Annotated in this window: 16 protein-coding genes; 9 read left to right on the top strand and 7 right to left on the bottom strand. The window is 53.3% G+C overall.

What is annotated here, in order from left to right; all coding sequences use genetic code 11:
* Window positions 1–84 precede the first annotated feature (84 nt).
* From ACTHPM_RS20835 to ACTHPM_RS20810, 6 genes are all read right to left on the bottom strand, one after another.
* On the bottom strand, window positions 85–1,578 hold the full coding sequence (locus tag ACTHPM_RS20835) for an MFS transporter (RefSeq protein WP_440396860.1): 1,494 nt from the start codon (window positions 1,576–1,578) through the stop codon (window positions 85–87).
* A gap of 90 nt (window positions 1,579–1,668) precedes the next feature.
* On the bottom strand, window positions 1,669–2,553 hold the full coding sequence (locus ACTHPM_RS20830) for a WYL domain-containing protein (RefSeq protein WP_440396861.1): 885 nt from the start codon (window positions 2,551–2,553) through the stop codon (window positions 1,669–1,671).
* Window positions 2,528–3,841 (bottom strand): helix-turn-helix transcriptional regulator, encoded by a 1,314-nt coding sequence (locus ACTHPM_RS20825; RefSeq protein WP_440396862.1) that lies wholly within the window; start codon window positions 3,839–3,841, stop codon window positions 2,528–2,530. Before ACTHPM_RS20825 ends, ACTHPM_RS20830 begins: the two co-directional genes overlap by 26 nt.
* A gap of 217 nt (window positions 3,842–4,058) precedes the next feature.
* A complete protein-coding gene (locus tag ACTHPM_RS20820; protein ID WP_440396863.1) occupies window positions 4,059–5,771 on the bottom strand; it encodes a methyl-accepting chemotaxis protein in 1,713 nt (570 codons plus the stop codon).
* 251 nt (window positions 5,772–6,022) lie between these two features.
* Window positions 6,023–6,640 carry a zf-HC2 domain-containing protein gene (locus ACTHPM_RS20815; protein ID WP_440421668.1) on the bottom strand — a complete coding sequence of 206 codons (618 nt, stop codon included), beginning with the start codon at window positions 6,638–6,640 and terminating at the stop codon, window positions 6,023–6,025.
* Window positions 6,637–7,119, bottom strand: a complete 483-nt coding sequence (locus ACTHPM_RS20810) for an RNA polymerase sigma factor (RefSeq protein WP_440396865.1) — start codon at window positions 7,117–7,119, stop codon at window positions 6,637–6,639. The genes ACTHPM_RS20815 and ACTHPM_RS20810 overlap by 4 nt, the downstream gene beginning before the upstream one ends.
* A gap of 232 nt (window positions 7,120–7,351) precedes the next feature.
* Between ACTHPM_RS20810 and ACTHPM_RS20805 the strand changes: the two genes are divergently transcribed.
* Window positions 7,352–10,138, top strand: coding sequence for a glycoside hydrolase family 3 C-terminal domain-containing protein (locus tag ACTHPM_RS20805; protein WP_440396866.1), 2,787 nt, complete (start codon window positions 7,352–7,354; stop codon window positions 10,136–10,138).
* Between the two features lie 68 nt (window positions 10,139–10,206).
* Here ACTHPM_RS20805 and ACTHPM_RS20800 read toward each other — a convergent pair whose 3' ends face one another.
* Window positions 10,207–10,962 (bottom strand): YheC/YheD family protein, encoded by a 756-nt coding sequence (locus tag ACTHPM_RS20800; protein ID WP_440421666.1) that lies wholly within the window; start codon window positions 10,960–10,962, stop codon window positions 10,207–10,209.
* Window positions 10,963–11,179: 217 nt separating this feature from the next.
* Between ACTHPM_RS20800 and ACTHPM_RS20795 the strand changes: the two genes are divergently transcribed.
* The 8 genes from ACTHPM_RS20795 to ACTHPM_RS20760 all read left to right on the top strand — a co-directional run bounded on the left by ACTHPM_RS20795 (window position 11,180) and on the right by ACTHPM_RS20760 (window position 17,470).
* Window positions 11,180–11,887, top strand: a complete 708-nt coding sequence (locus tag ACTHPM_RS20795; RefSeq protein ID WP_440396868.1) for a PspA/IM30 family protein — start codon at window positions 11,180–11,182, stop codon at window positions 11,885–11,887.
* 28 nt (window positions 11,888–11,915) lie between these two features.
* Window positions 11,916–12,947: a TFIIB-type zinc ribbon-containing protein gene (locus ACTHPM_RS20790; protein WP_440396869.1), complete on the top strand. Its 1,032-nt coding sequence runs from the start codon at window positions 11,916–11,918 to the stop codon at window positions 12,945–12,947.
* Window positions 12,944–13,732, top strand: a complete 789-nt coding sequence (locus tag ACTHPM_RS20785) for a TPM domain-containing protein (protein WP_440396870.1) — start codon at window positions 12,944–12,946, stop codon at window positions 13,730–13,732. Before ACTHPM_RS20790 ends, ACTHPM_RS20785 begins: the two co-directional genes overlap by 4 nt.
* Window positions 13,733–13,752: 20 nt before the next feature.
* Entirely contained in the window at window positions 13,753–14,778 is a 1,026-nt protein-coding gene (locus ACTHPM_RS20780) for an SPFH domain-containing protein (RefSeq protein WP_440396871.1), read from the top strand.
* A gap of 415 nt (window positions 14,779–15,193) precedes the next feature.
* Window positions 15,194–15,394: a cold-shock protein gene (locus tag ACTHPM_RS20775; protein WP_440396872.1), complete on the top strand. Its 201-nt coding sequence runs from the start codon at window positions 15,194–15,196 to the stop codon at window positions 15,392–15,394.
* Between the two features lie 131 nt (window positions 15,395–15,525).
* On the top strand, window positions 15,526–15,738 hold the full coding sequence (locus ACTHPM_RS20770; RefSeq protein WP_440396873.1) for a cold-shock protein: 213 nt from the start codon (window positions 15,526–15,528) through the stop codon (window positions 15,736–15,738).
* 266 nt (window positions 15,739–16,004) lie between these two features.
* Window positions 16,005–16,865: a protein phosphatase 2C domain-containing protein gene (locus ACTHPM_RS20765; RefSeq protein ID WP_440396874.1), complete on the top strand. Its 861-nt coding sequence runs from the start codon at window positions 16,005–16,007 to the stop codon at window positions 16,863–16,865.
* Window positions 16,866–17,083: 218 nt separating this feature from the next.
* Window positions 17,084–17,470, top strand: a complete 387-nt coding sequence (locus ACTHPM_RS20760; protein WP_440396875.1) for a GntR family transcriptional regulator — start codon at window positions 17,084–17,086, stop codon at window positions 17,468–17,470.
* Window positions 17,471–17,498 lie beyond the last annotated feature (28 nt).

Raw genomic sequence — 17,498 nt, 5'->3', positions numbered from 1 at the left:
GTGCGAATCATTATGGCGCCAATCAGGAGCAGGAAGGATACCGCAGCCACGCAAACCGTTCGAAAACCGTTCGAAGCAACCGATCTATTTCCTTTCCTCTGCCCCCGTTCCAGACTCCTGAATCAGGACATGTTCCTCATGCCACCATAGCGCTTCCTCCGGCTCCTCCAGAAGCTCTTTGATTTCATGCTTCTCCGCAACGGCAGGCGGGGAGCCGCGCAGCGCTTTGCCCGAGGTTTCGGTAAACCAGAACGTCACGACGACCAAGCCGATGATGGACGTAGCGATCAGGAAATAGGCTGGTACGAGATTGTTCTGGGTCAGATTGATCAGCCAGGCCATCACGAGAGGTGTGGTTCCGCCGAACAAGGAAGCCGAGATATTGTACGTGATCGCCAGCAGGCCGTACCGGACATCGGTAAAAAAGAGCGCAGGCAGCACGGAAGGCATCGTTCCTTCGAAGCAGGTGAGGAACACGGCCAGGATCAGCAGCCCCAGAAACACGAGCCCGAGCTTGCCGCTGCCGATCCATAGAAATGCCGGGAGCGAGAGAACCAGCAGTCCCGCCAGCCCGATCTGCATAATCCGTTTATTGCCGAACCGGTCGCTGAAATGGCCCATGGCCAGCACGATCGGAATCATGATAAACATGACGATCAGAATCAGCAGCAGTCCTTCACCTTCCCCGTAACCCAGCACGGCGGTCAGATGCGAAGGCATATAGGACAGCACCATATAATCGACGACGTTAAAGAAAAAGACCAGCACGGTGCAGATCAGCATGACCTTCCAGTGCTTCGAGAGCAGCGCCCTGAGCGGTTCCTTCGGCTTGTTCTCATCCTTGGCCTTCTCCATCGCTTCAAAAGCAGGCGTTTCCTCCAAATGTTTGCGCAGATACAGCCCGACAAGGCCGATCGGCGCCGCAACGAAAAAAGGAATTCTCCAGCCCCAAGCCACCATCTGCTCGGAACCGAGAAGATAGGTAAGCAGCGTGACCAGCCCGGACCCGGCAATGTAACCGATCAAGGTTCCCACTTCCAGTCCGCTTGCTAAGAAGCCCCTCCTTTTGTCGGGCGTCGATTCGGCGATAAAGGTCATCGCTCCCGAATATTCGCCCCCGGTGGAGAAGCCCTGCACCAGCCGGGCCAGCAAGAGCAGGACCGAGGCGGTCACTCCAATCGATGCGTAGCTCGGAATGAGGCCGATGCAGAGCGTCGAGATCGCCATCATCAGCAGCGTAATGGTCAGCACCTTTTTGCGGCCCCAGCGGTCTCCGAGGCGCCCAAAGAACAATCCCCCGAACGGTCTGACGATAAAGGCGATGGAAAATGTGGCGAACGTATAGATGAGCTGTACGGAACCGCTCAAGGACGGGAAGAACACCTTCCCGATCACGACGGCCAGATAAGAATAGATGCCGAAGTCGAACCATTCCATCGCGTTGCCGAGGGCCGTTGCGACCACGGCTTTTCTCGCCATGCTTGCGTCGACGATGGTAATGTCGTCTTGATGCAGCTTGGGCTTCGGCCGTTTGCCGATCCGCGGCCAATGGTACTTATGCTTTTCCTGGCTGTTCATCGCGATAACTCCTAACGACTGAGAAATTCACTATCGCCGTTAGTATTCGCTGGAAATGGAGGGAAGATGCATTAGCAGGAGATGGGCGGTTTAGCGGTCGTGAAGACCCTCCAGCACTTCATCATTCCGTTCCAAGTCTTGCGAGGCCTTATGAAGGGAAGCAGAGCTGATTCCATCCCCTGCCCCGTACCGCTCCAGCGCTTTTACCGAAGCCTCCAGCATTCTTTTCTTTACGTAATCCCCTTCGAGCACCCGGACCCGCTTCCCCAGAAAACGCAGCTTGGATAGCAGAAACTCCTTCTCTTCCCCCAGCAGGCACACCTTCACCGTATACGTATCCTTGGAGGCGTCGTACTGCACCTCTTTATCAAAACAGCACAGCGCATACAAAATCCGCGACAGCTCCGTGTTATACTGCGGAATAATTTCGATGATAACTTCGGTCTTGCGGTTCTCCAGCGTCTGGCTGATTTTCTCCAAAATATCGTTTACGCGCGGCAGCGGCAGCTCCTCCCCGGTGACCGAGAGAATTTTATCCAGCTTCGTGCTCATGAAGGCGCGGTTACGGACATGATGCCACAGCAGGTACCATTCCCGCTTCACCATGGAATACTCCAGCCGGTAAGGCACGCCTAATTGGTTGGAGTAGACCTTTCCGCCCTTCAGGCAGTGGGTGATCCGGATGCCGCTCCGGTTCATGATCAGGCGGCGCAGCGGCCGCAGAAGAGGGTGGTACACCTGCTTTTCCCGGCTTTGGGCTTTCTCGATCAAATGCGAGCCCGTATCCAGGGGTTCATCTTCGGCCAGCAGCGCCTCCAGCTTGATCAGCGTTTCGGGCGTAAAAGCCGCGGAGGCGGCGGGATGCCCCAGCGCGGCTTTCAGCCAGGCGCGTTCGTGGGAAGTTACCATGAAGGTGCCGGAGTCTTCGAGACGCGAAATGATTTGGTAGTTAAAAATTTTCTCGAACAGATTCATAGTAGGCGCGTATCTCCTTCCATTCCGCGATCATTTCGCGGCGCAGCCGGATCGGCCCCAGCACCTCGCAGCTGGAACCGAAGCTTCGCAGCCATGGCTTGATCTCCGTCGTTCCGTTCACGGGTATTTCGTAGATGAAGGATTCGTCGTCTTCTTGGACGATTTGTCCCCACTGGCCCTGCAGCAGAACCCGCTCCTTAACGAAATTCGGACCGACCTCCGGGTTATAAAATTTCGCGCGGACAATGACCGGAGCGCCGGTGTCTATCAGCCAGCTGAAGCGCAGCTTCTCCAGCAGCTCCTGCTGCTTCGCCTCGAACCAGGCGGGGTCTGCCTCTTCCGCCTCTTCAAACTGCGTAATCCCTTCCATCCGGTACTTCCGGATGCCTTCCCGGCCATAAGCGAGCAGGTACCAGCGGCCGTATTGATGGTCGTACACGACCTTCAGCGGCAGCGTCTTCTCGAGCTTGCCCTGCGTCTCCCGTTCGAAGAGGGGATTGGTATTCTTGGAGGCGTAGCTCTTCTCCGTCTTGGGCGAGAAATACAGGAACCGGACCCTCCGGTGTCTGCGAATCGCATCCAGAATGGTGTACAAGTGGGCTTCGTCCAATATTCTCGAGTGATAGTGATATTTATACAAAAAGGGCGTGGCCGTCTCCGCATGGCTTCGCATCAGCTGCTTTTTCAGTCCGTCCCGCAGCAGATAGCCTTGCACGGATGGGGTTTGGGTGTTCGCCATGACATCTACGAAATCATACAAGTCCAGCAGCTCATCCTCTGACAGCTCCCGGGCAAGCTCGTTCCGGATGGCGTATTTGTAAGGACGCGTGCCGCCTTCTTTGCGGATGACGCCTACCTCTTCGAGGTATTTCAGGTCCTTGCGGATCGTCTTCTCGTCCGGCAGCGGAAGAGTGGAGGGAAGGGCGTTCGTGCAGAAGTCCAGCAGCTCCAGCACCGTGAGGGACTGTGTCCCGAGTGCACCGAGCAGAAGGGAAAGCCGCTCGCTTTCGGATTCCTTCAGGGACTTGGCGCGGAACAGGAACAGCAGCATCGGGTCCGCCGAATCGTAGTAGTTATACCGCATTCCTTCGCTGAATTCCTTGCCCTGATCTTCCGGCAGCTGCTGATACGTCGTCTGGACGATCTCTTTGAGGCGGCGGATCGTTTTATCGAACGTGTTCACGGAAATCCCCAGCCTCTTGGCAAACTGCTGCCGGTTATAGGCCCCGCTTGTCAGCACCAGCATCCGCAGAAACTGTATTTCCTTATCAAAGCTTTCCTTAGCCATGCTTGAGGGTTCTCCTTTTCCGAAATCATGTCTTCTTCTATTGTAACAGGCGGTCCGGCCGGATTAAATGATAACCCCTCCCTTGATCGACTCCGGAATGCTGCGCGATGAAGCAGCGAAAGGCTGCATGATATTCGTATAATTGCGTATGAACACATAGCCAAAGACGCCTCCGATTCCACGTATGTGGTTTTCGCAGGCGTCTTTGTTTATTTGTCTATAGCTTAAACTTCCGTGCCAGCCCCTGAAGCTCGACCGCAACCCCGCTCAGGTCATGGACATCGTCCTTCATATGCTGAATAACGGAGACCTGGTCGTTCGTCGACTGGGCCACGTGCACCGTTTGACCCGATGATTGCTCGAGTGCACCATTCAAATGGAGGAGCGTAGCCGTTACTTCTTCCGTGCTTGCTGAGATTTCCTCCGCCGAGGCGGATACCTCGTGCAGCTGCTCGGTCAGCTGCTGCACGGAAGCATTGATTTCTTCAAAAGCCTGCTTGGTCACGTGCATCTCCGTCATGCCGCGCTGAACCTCCTGCTGCTCCTTGTCGACGAGCATGACGGCATGCGAGGAGCGTTCCTGAATCCGGTTTACGATGGTTACGATATCGAGCGAGGACTGCTTGGAGTGGTCTGCGAGCCGTTTCACTTCCTCCGCCACCACGGCGAAGCCCCTTCCGTATTCCCCTGCGCGCGCGGCTTCGATTGAAGCGTTCAGCGACAAGATGTTGACCTCTTCCGCAATCTCCTGAATCGTGTGCACGGCCTTCCCGATTTCGCCGGTCTGCTGGTGAAAGCTGCGGATCACTTCCTCTGTCTCTTTGGAGCTGTGCAGAATGGCATTCATCTGGTTATGAATGCGCTCAATCCGCTCGCTGCCCGTATCCGCCTGTCTGGAGGAGCGATTGGCAAAGTCGGCAACGGCCGCCGTGGCTTCCGTAATCTTTTGAATCCCTGCAGCGACCTCCTCGACGGCTCTGCTGCTCTCTTGAATGCTGTGGGACTGAATGACCGCCTGGGAGGCGACCTCCTGCAGCTCCTCGGCATTGTGGGAAGAGTGCTTGGTCACCGTTTCGGCGTTAGACAGCAGCTTTTCGGTATTGGCGGCAATCACGGAGGATTGCGCGGTCATATTGGAGATCATGTCCCGGATCGCTCCAATCATCCCGTTAAAGCTCTTCGTGAGCTGTCCTAGTTCATCCTTCGATTGATAGCTGCCCTTGACCGCGAGGTTGCCCGACTCTGCCATGGCCATCACCTTCTGCAGCCCTTGAATCGGCTTGTTAATCATGCGGGAAATGAGAATCCCCGCCGCACCGCAGAGCAAGATCGCAGCCAGCACGACAACCACCTCGATGACCATGATGTTCCGGGCCTGTGCCGCGTTCATATCATTGAACTGCTCGGCGACCTCCAGATTCATGGACTTCATTTGTCTTAACACGGTGACGATGCTTTCGATATTCGTCCGAAAATTCAAATCATAGTATACATAGGCCTCTGTTGCATTGTCTTGACTGAGCAGTTCCTTTACGCGCGCATAATGCTCTTCGCCGCTTGCAACCAATTTCAGATACTGCTTGTACAGATCCTGGTCCACGGCCTCCTGCCCGTAACCTTCAAGCTGCTTTCTCGTTGCCGCGTCCTGCGCCTTAAGGTCGTCCAGCTTCGCCGTCGTGCCGTCCCGATCCACCCTGGCATCGCCGAGAATCAGCTTGGTTTGATAAGTGTCGATTTGAGTGCTGATCGTAGTGAGCTGGCTGAGAGCTTCGTTCGGCAGCATTTTGTCTTCGTACATTTCCTTCGCATTGGCATTGACGGCCTGTACGGACGCAAACCCGATCGTTCCGATGACAGCCAGGAAAAGTAAAGAAAGCACGATTAAACTGTTGATCTTAAGCGATATCTTTTGATTGGCAATCCATTTCATGACCCTTTCCCCCTTGGATATCTGTTTGTTGCTCGTCCTGCTGATTTTAAATTTCAAAATTATAAAGATAGATTTAAATAATATTTCGGAATATTTATTCAAAATTGTTAATGGGTGAGTGAGGTCGCCGGAAAAGCGCGAAATGAAGGAGTGATGACAGGCGCTTGGGGGGAGACATAGCTCAGAGATGATTGCACGATTGCCGTAAATAAAAAAACCGGCCATCGGATCGAATCCGGTGACCGGTTGCTTCATTTCTTTCCTTCTACTAAAACCCCATCCACGAATATCATCGTTTGATCTTTGAACTCCAGAATGAAGGTATTGTCGTAATCCGGGGAGGCGTGAGTTTGCGTACCCAGCGTCACCTCTTTGCCCACATTATCAAAGGGATTGTGAACGACGCCTTTCAGCTTGTAACGGAGCTCATGTCCTATGACGCGGTGCTGTTCATCGTAAATGAATTTGCTTTTATTCGAGAAGATTAAGTCCTTGCCGTTTTCCAGCGTTAAATGGACCTCGAAGCGATCGCCTGCTTGTTGATAAGAAATGTTGACGTCTTTGGAAGACACCGGCATGCCGATGGCAAACAGCCCGATCACCACGGCAGCGAGCACGAGCACACCCGCGATGGACAGGATGATCGTCCGAATGTTCCTCGTCCTTATCTTTTTGAGAAAGTCGAGTTTTCCGGCTTCCTCTGCGTCCAGAACGGGGAGGCCCGTTGCGATCGGCTCCGTCATCTCTTGGTAATACTGCCGGCAAGTCTCGCAGGCACTCAAATGCTTTCCGATTTCTTCGTTGCTATAGGAAGAGGTTAATTTGTCGGCATAGGAAGGCAGCAGATCCTGGATCATATCGCATTTCATAAGATTCTTCCCTTCATTAATTTTTGCTTTCCGCGGTAAAAGGTCACCCTGGCCCATGTTTCGTCCCTTCCGAGAATTTCGCCGATCTCCCGAAAGCTGAATTCTCCGGTTATGCGCAGGTACATTACTTCCTTCATGGCGGGTTCCAGGGACTGCATTTGCTTGAACAGCTCCATTTTCTCCTGGGCCAGAATGAACCGGGACTCCGGGGAAGCATGATCCGCCAGGGATACATCGGTGAACTCCTCGGCATGTCTCTTGGTCTGCTTATCCAGCTCCTGGTACCACACATGCTTGGCGATCTGACACAGCCAGACGTACACTTTGCACGTTCCATCGTATCTATGTATGGATTTTACCGCTCTGTAAAAGGTTTCTTGGGTGATCTCTTCCGCCTGCAAATGGTTATGGCACATACTGAACGCGAACTTGTATACTTGGGCCGCATATTCCCTGTAAAGCTCCTCGGTGTCCCGCATCCATTCACCTCCTTGTGCGATATATCCGGAAATGGCGGGATTCGTTACAGCTTGTTTTAAATTTCGTGAAATCTTGTAACGGATTGTATTGGCTTCTGCCCGTTCTGTTGCTATGATACTATATAAATTGGAATAAAAGATGGCGGTCTGTCTACTTTGAGAGTACGTCGATAGACGTTGTTCTTTCATAGCTTTACATCATAATAGATTCATCATCCAGGAGGGAAATCATTTGAGCACACAAAGTCATGGAGCACCATTGGAAGGGTTCGCCGAATTCAGCAGAAAGGTAGCCGCAGAAGGTGCCGTGCTGTTGAAAAACGAAGGACAAGTACTTCCTATTAAGCAAACCGAAAACGTTTCAGTTTTTGGCCGGACGCAGGTAAACTACTATCGGAGCGGTACCGGATCCGGCGGAAGCGTTCATGTGACGCATACGACGAACCTGCTGGATGGCCTGCGCGGCAAACCAAACATTCGCGTGAACGAGGCGTTAGCGGCTGTATATGAACAATGGATTGAACAAAACCCATTCGATAACGGTGGAGGCGGCTGGGCAGCTGAGCCGTGGCATCAGAAGGAAATGCCGCTGACGGATGAGCTGGTGGCTGAAGCGAGAAAAATATCATCGAAGGCGATCGTGGTCATCGGGCGTACGGCGGGTGAAGACCAGGATAACGCGAGCGAGCCGGGCAGCTATTTGCTGACGGACGAGGAAAAGGCGAGGCTGAAGCAGGTGACCTCCCATTTTGAGCAAACCGTGGTCGTGCTGAACGTCTCCAACATCATCGACATGAGCTGGCTTCACGACGCGGATTACGCTCACCCGATTCCTTGTGTCATCTATGCCTGGCAGGGCGGGATGGAAGGCGGCAACGCGATTGCCGATGTGCTGGTCGGTGACGTGACACCAAGCGGCAAATTGACGGATACGATCGCTTACTCGATCGCGGACTATCCGTCCACGCGCAATTACGGCAATGAGTTCAAAAATTTCTACGAGGAAGATATTTACGTCGGATATCGTTATTTTGAGACGTTTGCTCCGGACAAGGTTCAGTTTGAATTCGGATACGGTTTATCCTATACCGACTTTAACATGGAAGCGGGAGAAGCCAAGCGGGTAACGAAGGATGGCGAAGAGCATCTGGAGATTGGCGTCACGGTGAAGAACGTCGGGGCCGAGTTTGCGGGAAAAGAGGTCGTCCAGGTCTACGTGGAAGCTCCGCAGGGCAAGCTGGGCCAGCCGGCCAAGGCTTTGGCCGCATTCGGCAAGACGAAGGAGCTGCAGCCGGGCGAATCGCAGCATCTCACAATCTGCTTCCCGGTGGATGCCATGGCTTCGTACGATGACGCCGGCGTGACGGGACATCCTTCCGCTTATGTGCTTGAAGCAGGGACATATCGCCTGTTTGCAGGAACCAGCGTCAGAAGTCTGACGGCAATCGGCGTCGAAGGTCAGACCGGTTACGTCTTGGAGGAGCTCAAGGTCGTGAAGCAGCTGCAGGAGGCGATGGCGCCGACTGAAAGCTTCAAGCGCCTGAAGCCTGGCGTCCGCAAGGCAGACGGCTCGTATGAGCTGGTGTATGCCGACGTGCCGACGCGCAGCATTTCCATGGCGGACCGGATTGAGAACAATCTGCCGCAGACGCTTCCGCAAACCGGCGATCAGGGCTACAAACTGCGGGATGTGCATGAAGGAAAAGTGAGCATGGAAACCTTTATCGCGCAGCTGAGCGATCAGGATCTGGCGGTCATCGTTCGCGGCGAGGGCATGAGCAGCCCGCTGGTAACCCCGGGTACGGCATCCGCATTCGGCGGTGTGAGCGACAGCCTGCTCCATTACGGCATTCCGGTGGCCTGCACGGCTGACGGCCCGTCCGGCATCCGCATGGACAGCGGCCAGAAAGCGACGCAGGTTGCCATCGGCACGCTGCTGGCGGCGACCTGGAACACGGAGCTGGTCGAGGAGCTGTATGTCATGGAAGGCCGGGAGCTGCTTGGGTACCACGTGGATACGCTTCTTGGACCGGGGCTCAACATCCGCCGCAGTCCGCTGAACGGACGCAACTTCGAGTATTTCTCGGAGGACCCGCTTGTTTCCGGGGCATTTGCTGCGGCATGCACGCGCGGCATCATGAAGGGCGGCTCGAACGCGACGCTGAAGCATTTCGCCTGCAACAACCAGGAGAAGCACCGGAGCAAGGTCGATGCCGTCGTATCGGAACGTGCCCTGCGCGAAATCTACTTGAAAGGCTTCGAGATCGCGGTCAAAGAGGGTGGAGCGAACTCGATCATGACCTCCTACAACCCGGTGAACGGCCACTGGGCGGCTTCGAACTACGATCTGAACACGACGATCCTGCGCGGGGAGTGGGGATTCAAGGGCATTGTGATGACGGACTGGTGGGCGATCATGAACGACGTCGTAAACGGCGGACCTGCGGACCGGAAATATACGAACTGGATGGTCCGTGCGCAAAACGATCTGTATATGGTCGTCATGAACTACGGCGCGGAAATCAACGCATGGGAGGACAATACGCTGGAATCCCTGGCGAACGGCACGCTGACCCGCGGCGAACTGCAGCGCAGCGCGATCAACATTTGCGAATTCATCATGCACGCGCCCGTATTCTCCCGTGAGCCGGTCATTGAAGAGGCGGTTGCCGGATTCGCGGCCCAGCCGACCCTTTCTGACGCAGAAGCGAAGGCCTTGTCCGATAACGCCCAGGTGAAGCCAGCCGCATCCGGATCCACCATCGTGAAGGTCGATCAGGCCGGGGAGTACCGGATCATCGTGCGCATCATGTCACCGGAATCGGAGCTCGCGCAAAGCGCCTGCAACGTAACGCTGAACGATGAGCCGCTGACCACCATTCAGACGAACGGCACGGACGGCCGCTGGATTAAGCAAAAGCTCGTCAAGGTCAAGCTCGAAGCCGGCCTGTACGAACTGAAGCTGGATTTCGTGAAACCGGGCCTGCAGATCGACTGGATCGAATTCAAGCAAGTCTAAGTGTAAAGACGGAAATAAGCCGAATAGGCTGCCCGCTTACGGGTGGCCTATTCGGCTTGCTCGCCGTTTCAATTCCTTCTTCCATACTGCTTCGCATAGGAGAGGACATGCTGATACAGCGTCCGGTCCTTTAAAGTTTTGATGGGATAAATTTGAGGTCTCGTATTTACCTCAAGAATCCAAAGTTTTCTTCGGGAATCCAGGGCTACATCGAGCCCCAATTCCTTGAAGCCCTTTTGATAACGATCGAAGTGTTTCCCGGTGGAGATGCCCATCCGCTTTAATTCGGCTTCTATATGATGGATCGAGGCGGTATCGAAGCCTGCTCCGGACAGCGTTGAACGGAAGTTCCCGATTTTTCCGCCCTGATTATAATTGGTAACGATTTTATTGCCTGTTCCTAGTTTCAAGAAAAGAGCAGTGCTTTTCCATTTACCGCTGTTCGTTTTCTGAACCATGACTCTGATGTCAAAAGGCTTGCCGTTCGCTCGGGCCAAACGAATCCCTTTCTGCAGCAAATAAGACCGGCGGTTGGAAAAACGATTCAGATGAACGTATAAACGTTCAAGGGTAGGATGGTTTTCTTTATCCGCATTGTATTGTGTCTGATACCCGTGCGCAATCTTTTTAATCCGAATGATACGCGCTCCGCCGGACCCGGTGGTCGGTTTGAAATAGACCGTGGAATACGCAGAAAGCATGGACTTTAAATTATGTTTATTAAATAACATGGTGGATGGAACGTGTTTGCTTAAATTCGCGTGCTGCACGAGCCATTTGGTTTTGGTCCATTTACTTTTGATAGACGTGCTTTTGTATCTCATCATACCCCTCCATTCCATTCAGCATATGAATTGGGGAGAAGGCCTGTCACCATATATGCCTATAGTCTGAAACAGCTTTTATCCAGTGATGCCGAAAAAGAACGGAATCACGTGTTAGCTGGATCCGTCATTATTGCAGCAGATCTTTAAATGAAACCTTTCCCCCGTAATTAAGGTATTATAGGTTAAAACGTAAAAGTCGAGGAGGCAGCTCATCATGGGAATCTTATCAAGGTTCAAGGATGTTATGAAGGTCAATATCAACGCACTGATGGAACGGACGGAAGACCCGGAAAAGACCATTGATGAATACATGCAAAGCTTGAACAGGGATCTGGGAACGGTTAAATCCGAGACGGCTTCGCTGCTCGCGAGCGAGCGCAGAGCCAAGGCAGCGCTGGACGAGTGCGAAGACGAGATCAACAAGCTGCAGCGTTATGCCGAGAAGTCGGTCGAGGCGGGGAATGAAGCGGATGCCCGCAAATTCCTGGAGAAAAAGGTGAAGCTGGCCGGAAAGCGGGGCGAGCTGCAAGCGGCTTACGACCAGGCTTCGGCCAATGCAGCCAAGATGCAGCACATGCAGGATAAGCTGGTGTCGGACCTTGGGCAGCTTGAAGCGCGGCGCTTGGAGCTGAAAGGCAAGCTGGCGGCGGCGAAGCTGCAGCAAGGCGTGCCATCGGGCTCGTCATCGGGTAAGGTCTCGGCTTCATTCGCAGCGATGGAGGCCAAGGCTAACCAGGCGCTGAACGAGGCGGAGGCTCTGGCCGAGCTGCGGGCAGGGAAGCAAGAGGACGATCTGGATGAATTGATCGCGCAGCTGGAGAAGGATTCGGGCAAGCCTGCGGATACAGGCCATGGCGAGGCGACGAATGCCGAGGATGAGCTGGCGGCGATCAAAGCGAAGATGAATAAGAAGGAACAATAAGTTTCTGAATTGGACTTGAGGTGAGCAGATGCCGGTTATCGAATACAAATGTCCGAACTGCGGCAGCGGCATGGTTTTTGACAGCGCGACGGGAATGCTGTCCTGTCCCAGCTGCGGACGAAAGGACAACATCGAGCAAATTCCCGATCCGCTGGAGCAGCAGGCGACTGTGGATGACGGGTCCAAAGAGTACCACTGCACGAGCTGCGGCGCCGTCATCGTGGCCGATCCCGAAACAAGCGCCACGGTGTGCAGCTTCTGCGGCTCCGCGGTGGTTCTCGGCGACAGGCTGACCGGAAAGCTGGCTCCGGCGCTGGTCATTCCTTTCGCGGTTGGCAAGGAAGAAGCCGTGAAGGCTTTTAAGAAATGGTGCAGGAACGGCCTGCTGACGCCAAGCGGGTTCATGTCCGCGGATCGGATCAAGGGCATCACCGGGCTGTACGTGCCATTCTGGTTATATGAATTACATAACAATGTTGAGGTTCACGGCCATGCCACGAAAGTGAGGGTCTACACGAGCGGCGACTACGAGTATACGGAAACGCAGCATTTCGACTTTTACCGGAAAATCCGTTTGAATTACGTAAAGGTGCCGATCGACGCGTCGGAAAAAATGAACGATGCCTTGATGGACAAATTGGAGCCGTTTCCTTATGAGCGACTGAAGGAATTCAAATCGCCGTATCTTGCCGGCTACATGGCCGAGAGATACAGCTATGACGACGAGGCGCTGCTCCCGCGGGCGAAGGATAAGGTCAGGGAGTTCATCGATGCGTACATCGCTTCCACCGTCTCAGGCTATACCGCCGTCAGCTACACCGATAAGCTGATCGATACGAAGAACAAGCAAGCCGACTATTGTCTGCTTCCGGTTTACATGGTCCACTACGACTACCGCAAATCCGATTACATGTTTGCCATGAACGGGCAGACGGGCAAGGTCGTAGGCAAGCCTCCGATCAGCAAGGCGAAGGTGGCGGCCTGGTTCGCGGGCATCTTCGGGGTTTCTCTCCTGTCATTGAAGCTGATTTCGTGGATGATGGGAGGCGGATTTTTGTGAAAAAGCGTCTTGCGGGCCTCGGCTTGCTCGCCTTGTCGATAATTTTCACGGCGTATCTCGTTTTTCCTTTTCCAATGGCGCATGCAGCGAATGACAACCAGCTGATTTATGATGAAGCCGGGCTGCTCAGCCAGGAAGACAGGTCCGAACTGAACGCCATGGCTCATGAGTACGGCGCCAAACGGGAAACGGACATCATCATTTTTACTTCCGATAATCCCGAAGGCAGGGACGTGCAGGAAATGACGGAGGAATTCTATGACGAGCAGGCACCGGGGTATGACAAAGCCCACGGCAATGCCGTGATATTAACGCTGGACCTGTACCATAGGGATATCTATCTCGCCGGGTTTTATAAAGCGGAGCAGTACCTGGATGACGCCAGACTGGATAAAATCCGCAGCAAAATCACCCCGGATTTATCGGAGGGAGATTATCGGCTCGCCTTCGGGAAATACATCAAGACGACGTACAAATATATGGGCTATAAGCCGGGCGTGAACCCGGACAACATCCTGTTCAATATCTGGTTTCAAATTGGAGCAGCGGCGGCAATCGCAGGAATCATCGTCGGCATCATGGCTTTTCGCTCCGGCGGGCGTGTCACGGTCAGCGGACGGACGTATGAGGATAGCGGCACGTCGGGCGTTCTGGACCATCAGGACCGGTACATCCGCACGACGACGACGAAACGCAAAATCGAGAAGAACACGGGCAGCGGCTCAGGTGGCGGCGGCACGACCAAAGGCGGCCATTCGCACAGCGGCAGCAGAGGATCATTTTAAGAGAAGGGTAGGGATAGGGTATGGGATTTTTCAAAAACCAGTTTTCGAATGTAGTGGAGTGGGAAGAGTTCAGGGATGACATGATTTTCTGGAAATGGAGCAACCGGGAGATCAAAAAGGGAAGTAAACTGATCATCCGATCCGGCCAGGACGCGATTTTCCTCAATAACGGCAAGATCGAAGGGATTTTCGAGGACGAGGGCGAGTACAGCATCGAATCGGACATTATCCCGTTCCTGTCTACGCTCAAAGGGTTTAAGTTCGGCTTTAACAGCGGCATGCGGGTGGAAGTGCTGTTCGTGAACACGAAGGAATTCACGGTCCGCTGGGGAACGCAAAATCCGGTGCTGATCCCGACGCCTCAACTGCCGGGCGGCATGCCGATCCGTGCCAACGGCACGTTCAATTTTAAAGTGAATGATTACGTCACGCTGATTGATAAGGTTGCGGGCATCAAGGACAGCTATCTCGTGGAGGACTTGAAGCTCCGGATCACGGCCGTGCTCGACCAGCTATTAATGAAGTGGATCAGCCGGGAAGGCAAGGACATGTTCAACCTGCAGGCGAACGCGTTCGAAATTGCCAAGGGCATCCGTGAAGACCTCGATATGGAAGTGATGGGTCACGGCATGACGATTACGGGCTTCCAGGTGATGAGCTTCAATTATCCGCAGGAAATCCAGGATATGATTACGAAGACGGCCTCCCATGAGATGATTGGCAACCTGCAGAAATATCAGCAGGTCAGCATGACCGACGCGATGTCCTCCGGCAAGCTGCAGGGCGGAGGGGCGGCCTCGGACATGGCGGGTATGATGATGGGCATGAACATGGCGAACGAAATGATGAAGAACATGAATCAAAATCAAAATCAGGATCAGAATCAAAAACAAAATCAGGATCAAAAGCCGCAAGCTCCGAAAAATCCGGAATCATCGGAGACCGCAGCCCCCCAGGGCGGCAAGAAGTTGAACTTCTGCCCGAACTGCGGCGCGAAAAACGAAGGGGCCAACTTCTGCCCGAACTGCGGCCAGAAGCTAAGCTGACCTCCTGCTAGGGAGTTTGGCGCAAGGCCTTCGTTATGCCCTCGTGGGGTATTGCGTATCCAGCGGCGAATGAAGATTTTGACAAGGGATTAAACATCGGGGCAGTTTTTGTTGGATGCCGCATGTTTAATCCTTTTTGATGATATACATGAGTACAGTACAGCCGCACCCTGGACAGCTTGATGCAAGCCCGAAAAGAGCCGGAAAAACGGGCATAAAAAATTTTTTTTAATTTTACACGTTCTGGAAGTATCTATTCGTATAAAACTGTGGTATAATGAGGATATTGTAATAGCGACCTAACGAATTCACATAGCGTAGAGGGTTATTCGCGATCATAATAACCTTGTACGATATGTGATTTTTATTTAAGAATAAGAATGCCATATAATAAAATTAAAGGTGGTAATTGGTAATGGAAACAGGTACAGTAAAATGGTTTAACGCAGAAAAAGGCTTTGGCTTCATCGAAGTTGAAGGCGGAAGCGACGTATTCGTACACTTCAGCGCAATCGTTGGAGACGGCTACAAATCTTTGGACGAAGGCCAACGCGTAGAATTCAATATCGTGCAAGGCAGCCGCGGACCACAAGCCGAGAATGTCGTAAAACTCTAATTTAGAGCTTGGTGCCCCCGAACAGATTTGTTCGGGGTCATTTTTTTAGTTCTCTTTGCAAGAGTTGGGTCGCACTCATCAACCGTTTGTTTTATTGCCGTAACCTATACTGGATAGAAAGAGGGATGCATATGTACAACTCACGAAAAAAACCATTGGAAGATCTGCCTACAGAACTCACGGATATATGGTCTTGTTCGAACGAGAACTGCAAGGGATGGATGCGGGATAATTTCGCTTTCTCCGAAGCGCCTGTATGCCCCCAATGTCATTCCAAAATGGTTAAAGATCAAAGAATGCTGACGGTGTTGACGAACAATAGCCCCAGTCAGTCCAAGAAATAAAGATAAAAGCCCTTAACGGCGGCGAATTGTAGATATGCCATCCACGATTCGTTTCCACCGTGAAGACCCGTTCCGCATGAGGATCGGGTTTTTTCTTTTGTGAGCAAATCCGTCATTTACAGCTTTTGGCGGATAGGAATACTCTCATAAAGGTCTGTTCCTTGATGAACGGGCCTTTTCCAAATAAGGGGAGACGTGCTACCATGTGCATTAGACAAAGAGACGGAATGATTTCGGAACATGCGCGAGGCGAGGAGGATTCCATCATGAAAGTAGATCAGATTTCCATCCAAGGGACCGGAGTATGGAATGAGGATGCCGTCGTCATCCACCCGGGGCAGCGGCTATACGGCGTCATCGACGGTGCCACCTCACTGGTGCCTTATCGGGGTAGAGACGGGGAGACCGGCGGCAGGCTGGCTTCGCAGCTGCTTAAACAATATTTCGAGCAGCTTCCAGGCGAAGATCAACGCAGCCTGGAAGAGCTGACGATCGAGGCGAATGCCAGACTTGGGGAGGCGATGCGAGCCAGCGGAATTCGGACGGATCGTAAAAGCGAGCTTTGGACGGCGGCGGCCGCTTTGATCCGGATTACGGATCACCATATCGAATATGTGCAGGCAGGCGACTGCATGATCATGGCTTTATACCGGGACGGCCAGGTACGGACGATTACGCGCGATCATGTTTCGCATATGGGCCAAGTGTCCATGGCAACCTGGAAAGAGGGCATCGCATCGGGCATCCGGACCAGAGCGGCCCTCTGGGAGCAGGTGCTTCCGCAAATTGTCGGCAACAAGGATGTTATGAATACCGATGAAGGATATTCCGTGCTGAATGGACTGCCGGACGCAGACCGCTATCTGGAAAGCGGTAAAATCAACCGCATCCAATTGGCGGGGGTGCTGCTTGTGACGGATGGGCTGTTTTATCCGGAAGAGTGGCCGGCAGCTGAACCGGGAGTTCAGGACGGACTTGAAGAAAAGCTCCTGCGCCGCGTCGCTTCGGACGGGCTTGAGCCGTATGCCAGGTGGCTGGTGGACCTGGAGAAGGAGGATGCGGAGTGCATCCGGTATCCAAGGTTCAAAGTGTCCGACGATAAATCGGGAGTATGGATCGCGTTTTAGATCGGCGCGGAAAACGCCTGGCTTGGTACCGTCAAATGATTGTGGCGAAAGATGCTGTGCAAAGACACTGACAGAATGTCGGTGTCTTTTTTTGTTCACACCAGAAGGATCATATGGGCCTGCATGGGGCAACGGGCGCCTCGACTTTAAGTATTATTTGTATTATAATATATAATACTTAATGAGATATTGTAATAGGCAAGGGAGTGAAAAAGTGGATGGTGATTTCCTTACAACTGGATGGGGATACGCCTTTATATGAGCAGCTGCGGAACCAAATCGTGATCGGCATTGCCACGGGTCAGCTGGAGCCGGAAGAGAAGCTGCCCACCGTGCGCCAACTGGCGGAAGAGCTTGGAATCAACACGATGACGGTCAACAAAACCTATACACTGCTTAAGCAGGAAGGGTACATCGTCATCGATCGCCGGCATGGGGCCAAAGTGAGTCCGCCATCAGCGCGGAACCAGTCGGAGCCGTCCCCGGAGCTTCAGGATCAGCTTCAGCTCCTGATCGCGCAGGCGGCGATTCAGGGAATCAACGAGTCGAGGTTCCAGAAGCTCTGCTCGCAGATCTTCTCCACGATGATGTATCGGCACCCCTAAACGACGACTGAATTGAGGTGTTTGGATT

Origin of the sequence: Paenibacillus sp. SAFN-054 (assembly GCF_051966755.1) — a bacterium.
Taxonomy (GTDB): domain Bacteria; phylum Bacillota; class Bacilli; order Paenibacillales; family Paenibacillaceae; genus Paenibacillus_AQ.
This window is presented reverse-complemented; position numbering and strand designations above follow the sequence as displayed.

What these genes read in the sequence shown, in the direction of transcription:
- ACTHPM_RS20765 (WP_440396874.1), top strand. Translation starts at nt 16,005, where the DNA reads ATGAAAGTAGATCAGATTTCCATCCAAGGGACCGGAGTATGGAATGAG.
- ACTHPM_RS20775 (WP_440396872.1), top strand. Translation starts at nt 15,194, where the DNA reads ATGGAAACAGGTACAGTAAAATGGTTTAACGCAGAAAAAGGCTTTGGC.
- ACTHPM_RS20830 (WP_440396861.1), bottom strand. Translation starts at nt 2,553, where the DNA reads ATGAATCTGTTCGAGAAAATTTTTAACTACCAAATCATTTCGCGTCTC.
- ACTHPM_RS20800 (WP_440421666.1), bottom strand. Translation starts at nt 10,962, where the DNA reads ATGAGATACAAAAGCACGTCTATCAAAAGTAAATGGACCAAAACCAAA.
- ACTHPM_RS20815 (WP_440421668.1), bottom strand. Translation starts at nt 6,640, where the DNA reads ATGAAATGCGATATGATCCAGGATCTGCTGCCTTCCTATGCCGACAAA.
- ACTHPM_RS20810 (WP_440396865.1), bottom strand. Translation starts at nt 7,119, where the DNA reads ATGCGGGACACCGAGGAGCTTTACAGGGAATATGCGGCCCAAGTATAC.
- ACTHPM_RS20790 (WP_440396869.1), top strand. Translation starts at nt 11,916, where the DNA reads ATGCCGGTTATCGAATACAAATGTCCGAACTGCGGCAGCGGCATGGTT.
- ACTHPM_RS20835 (WP_440396860.1), bottom strand. Translation starts at nt 1,578, where the DNA reads ATGAACAGCCAGGAAAAGCATAAGTACCATTGGCCGCGGATCGGCAAA.
- ACTHPM_RS20825 (WP_440396862.1), bottom strand. Translation starts at nt 3,841, where the DNA reads ATGGCTAAGGAAAGCTTTGATAAGGAAATACAGTTTCTGCGGATGCTG.
- ACTHPM_RS20820 (WP_440396863.1), bottom strand. Translation starts at nt 5,771, where the DNA reads ATGAAATGGATTGCCAATCAAAAGATATCGCTTAAGATCAACAGTTTA.
- ACTHPM_RS20795 (WP_440396868.1), top strand. Translation starts at nt 11,180, where the DNA reads ATGGGAATCTTATCAAGGTTCAAGGATGTTATGAAGGTCAATATCAAC.
- ACTHPM_RS20760 (WP_440396875.1), top strand. Translation starts at nt 17,084, where the DNA reads ATGGTGATTTCCTTACAACTGGATGGGGATACGCCTTTATATGAGCAG.
- ACTHPM_RS20780 (WP_440396871.1), top strand. Translation starts at nt 13,753, where the DNA reads ATGGGATTTTTCAAAAACCAGTTTTCGAATGTAGTGGAGTGGGAAGAG.
- ACTHPM_RS20770 (WP_440396873.1), top strand. Translation starts at nt 15,526, where the DNA reads ATGTACAACTCACGAAAAAAACCATTGGAAGATCTGCCTACAGAACTC.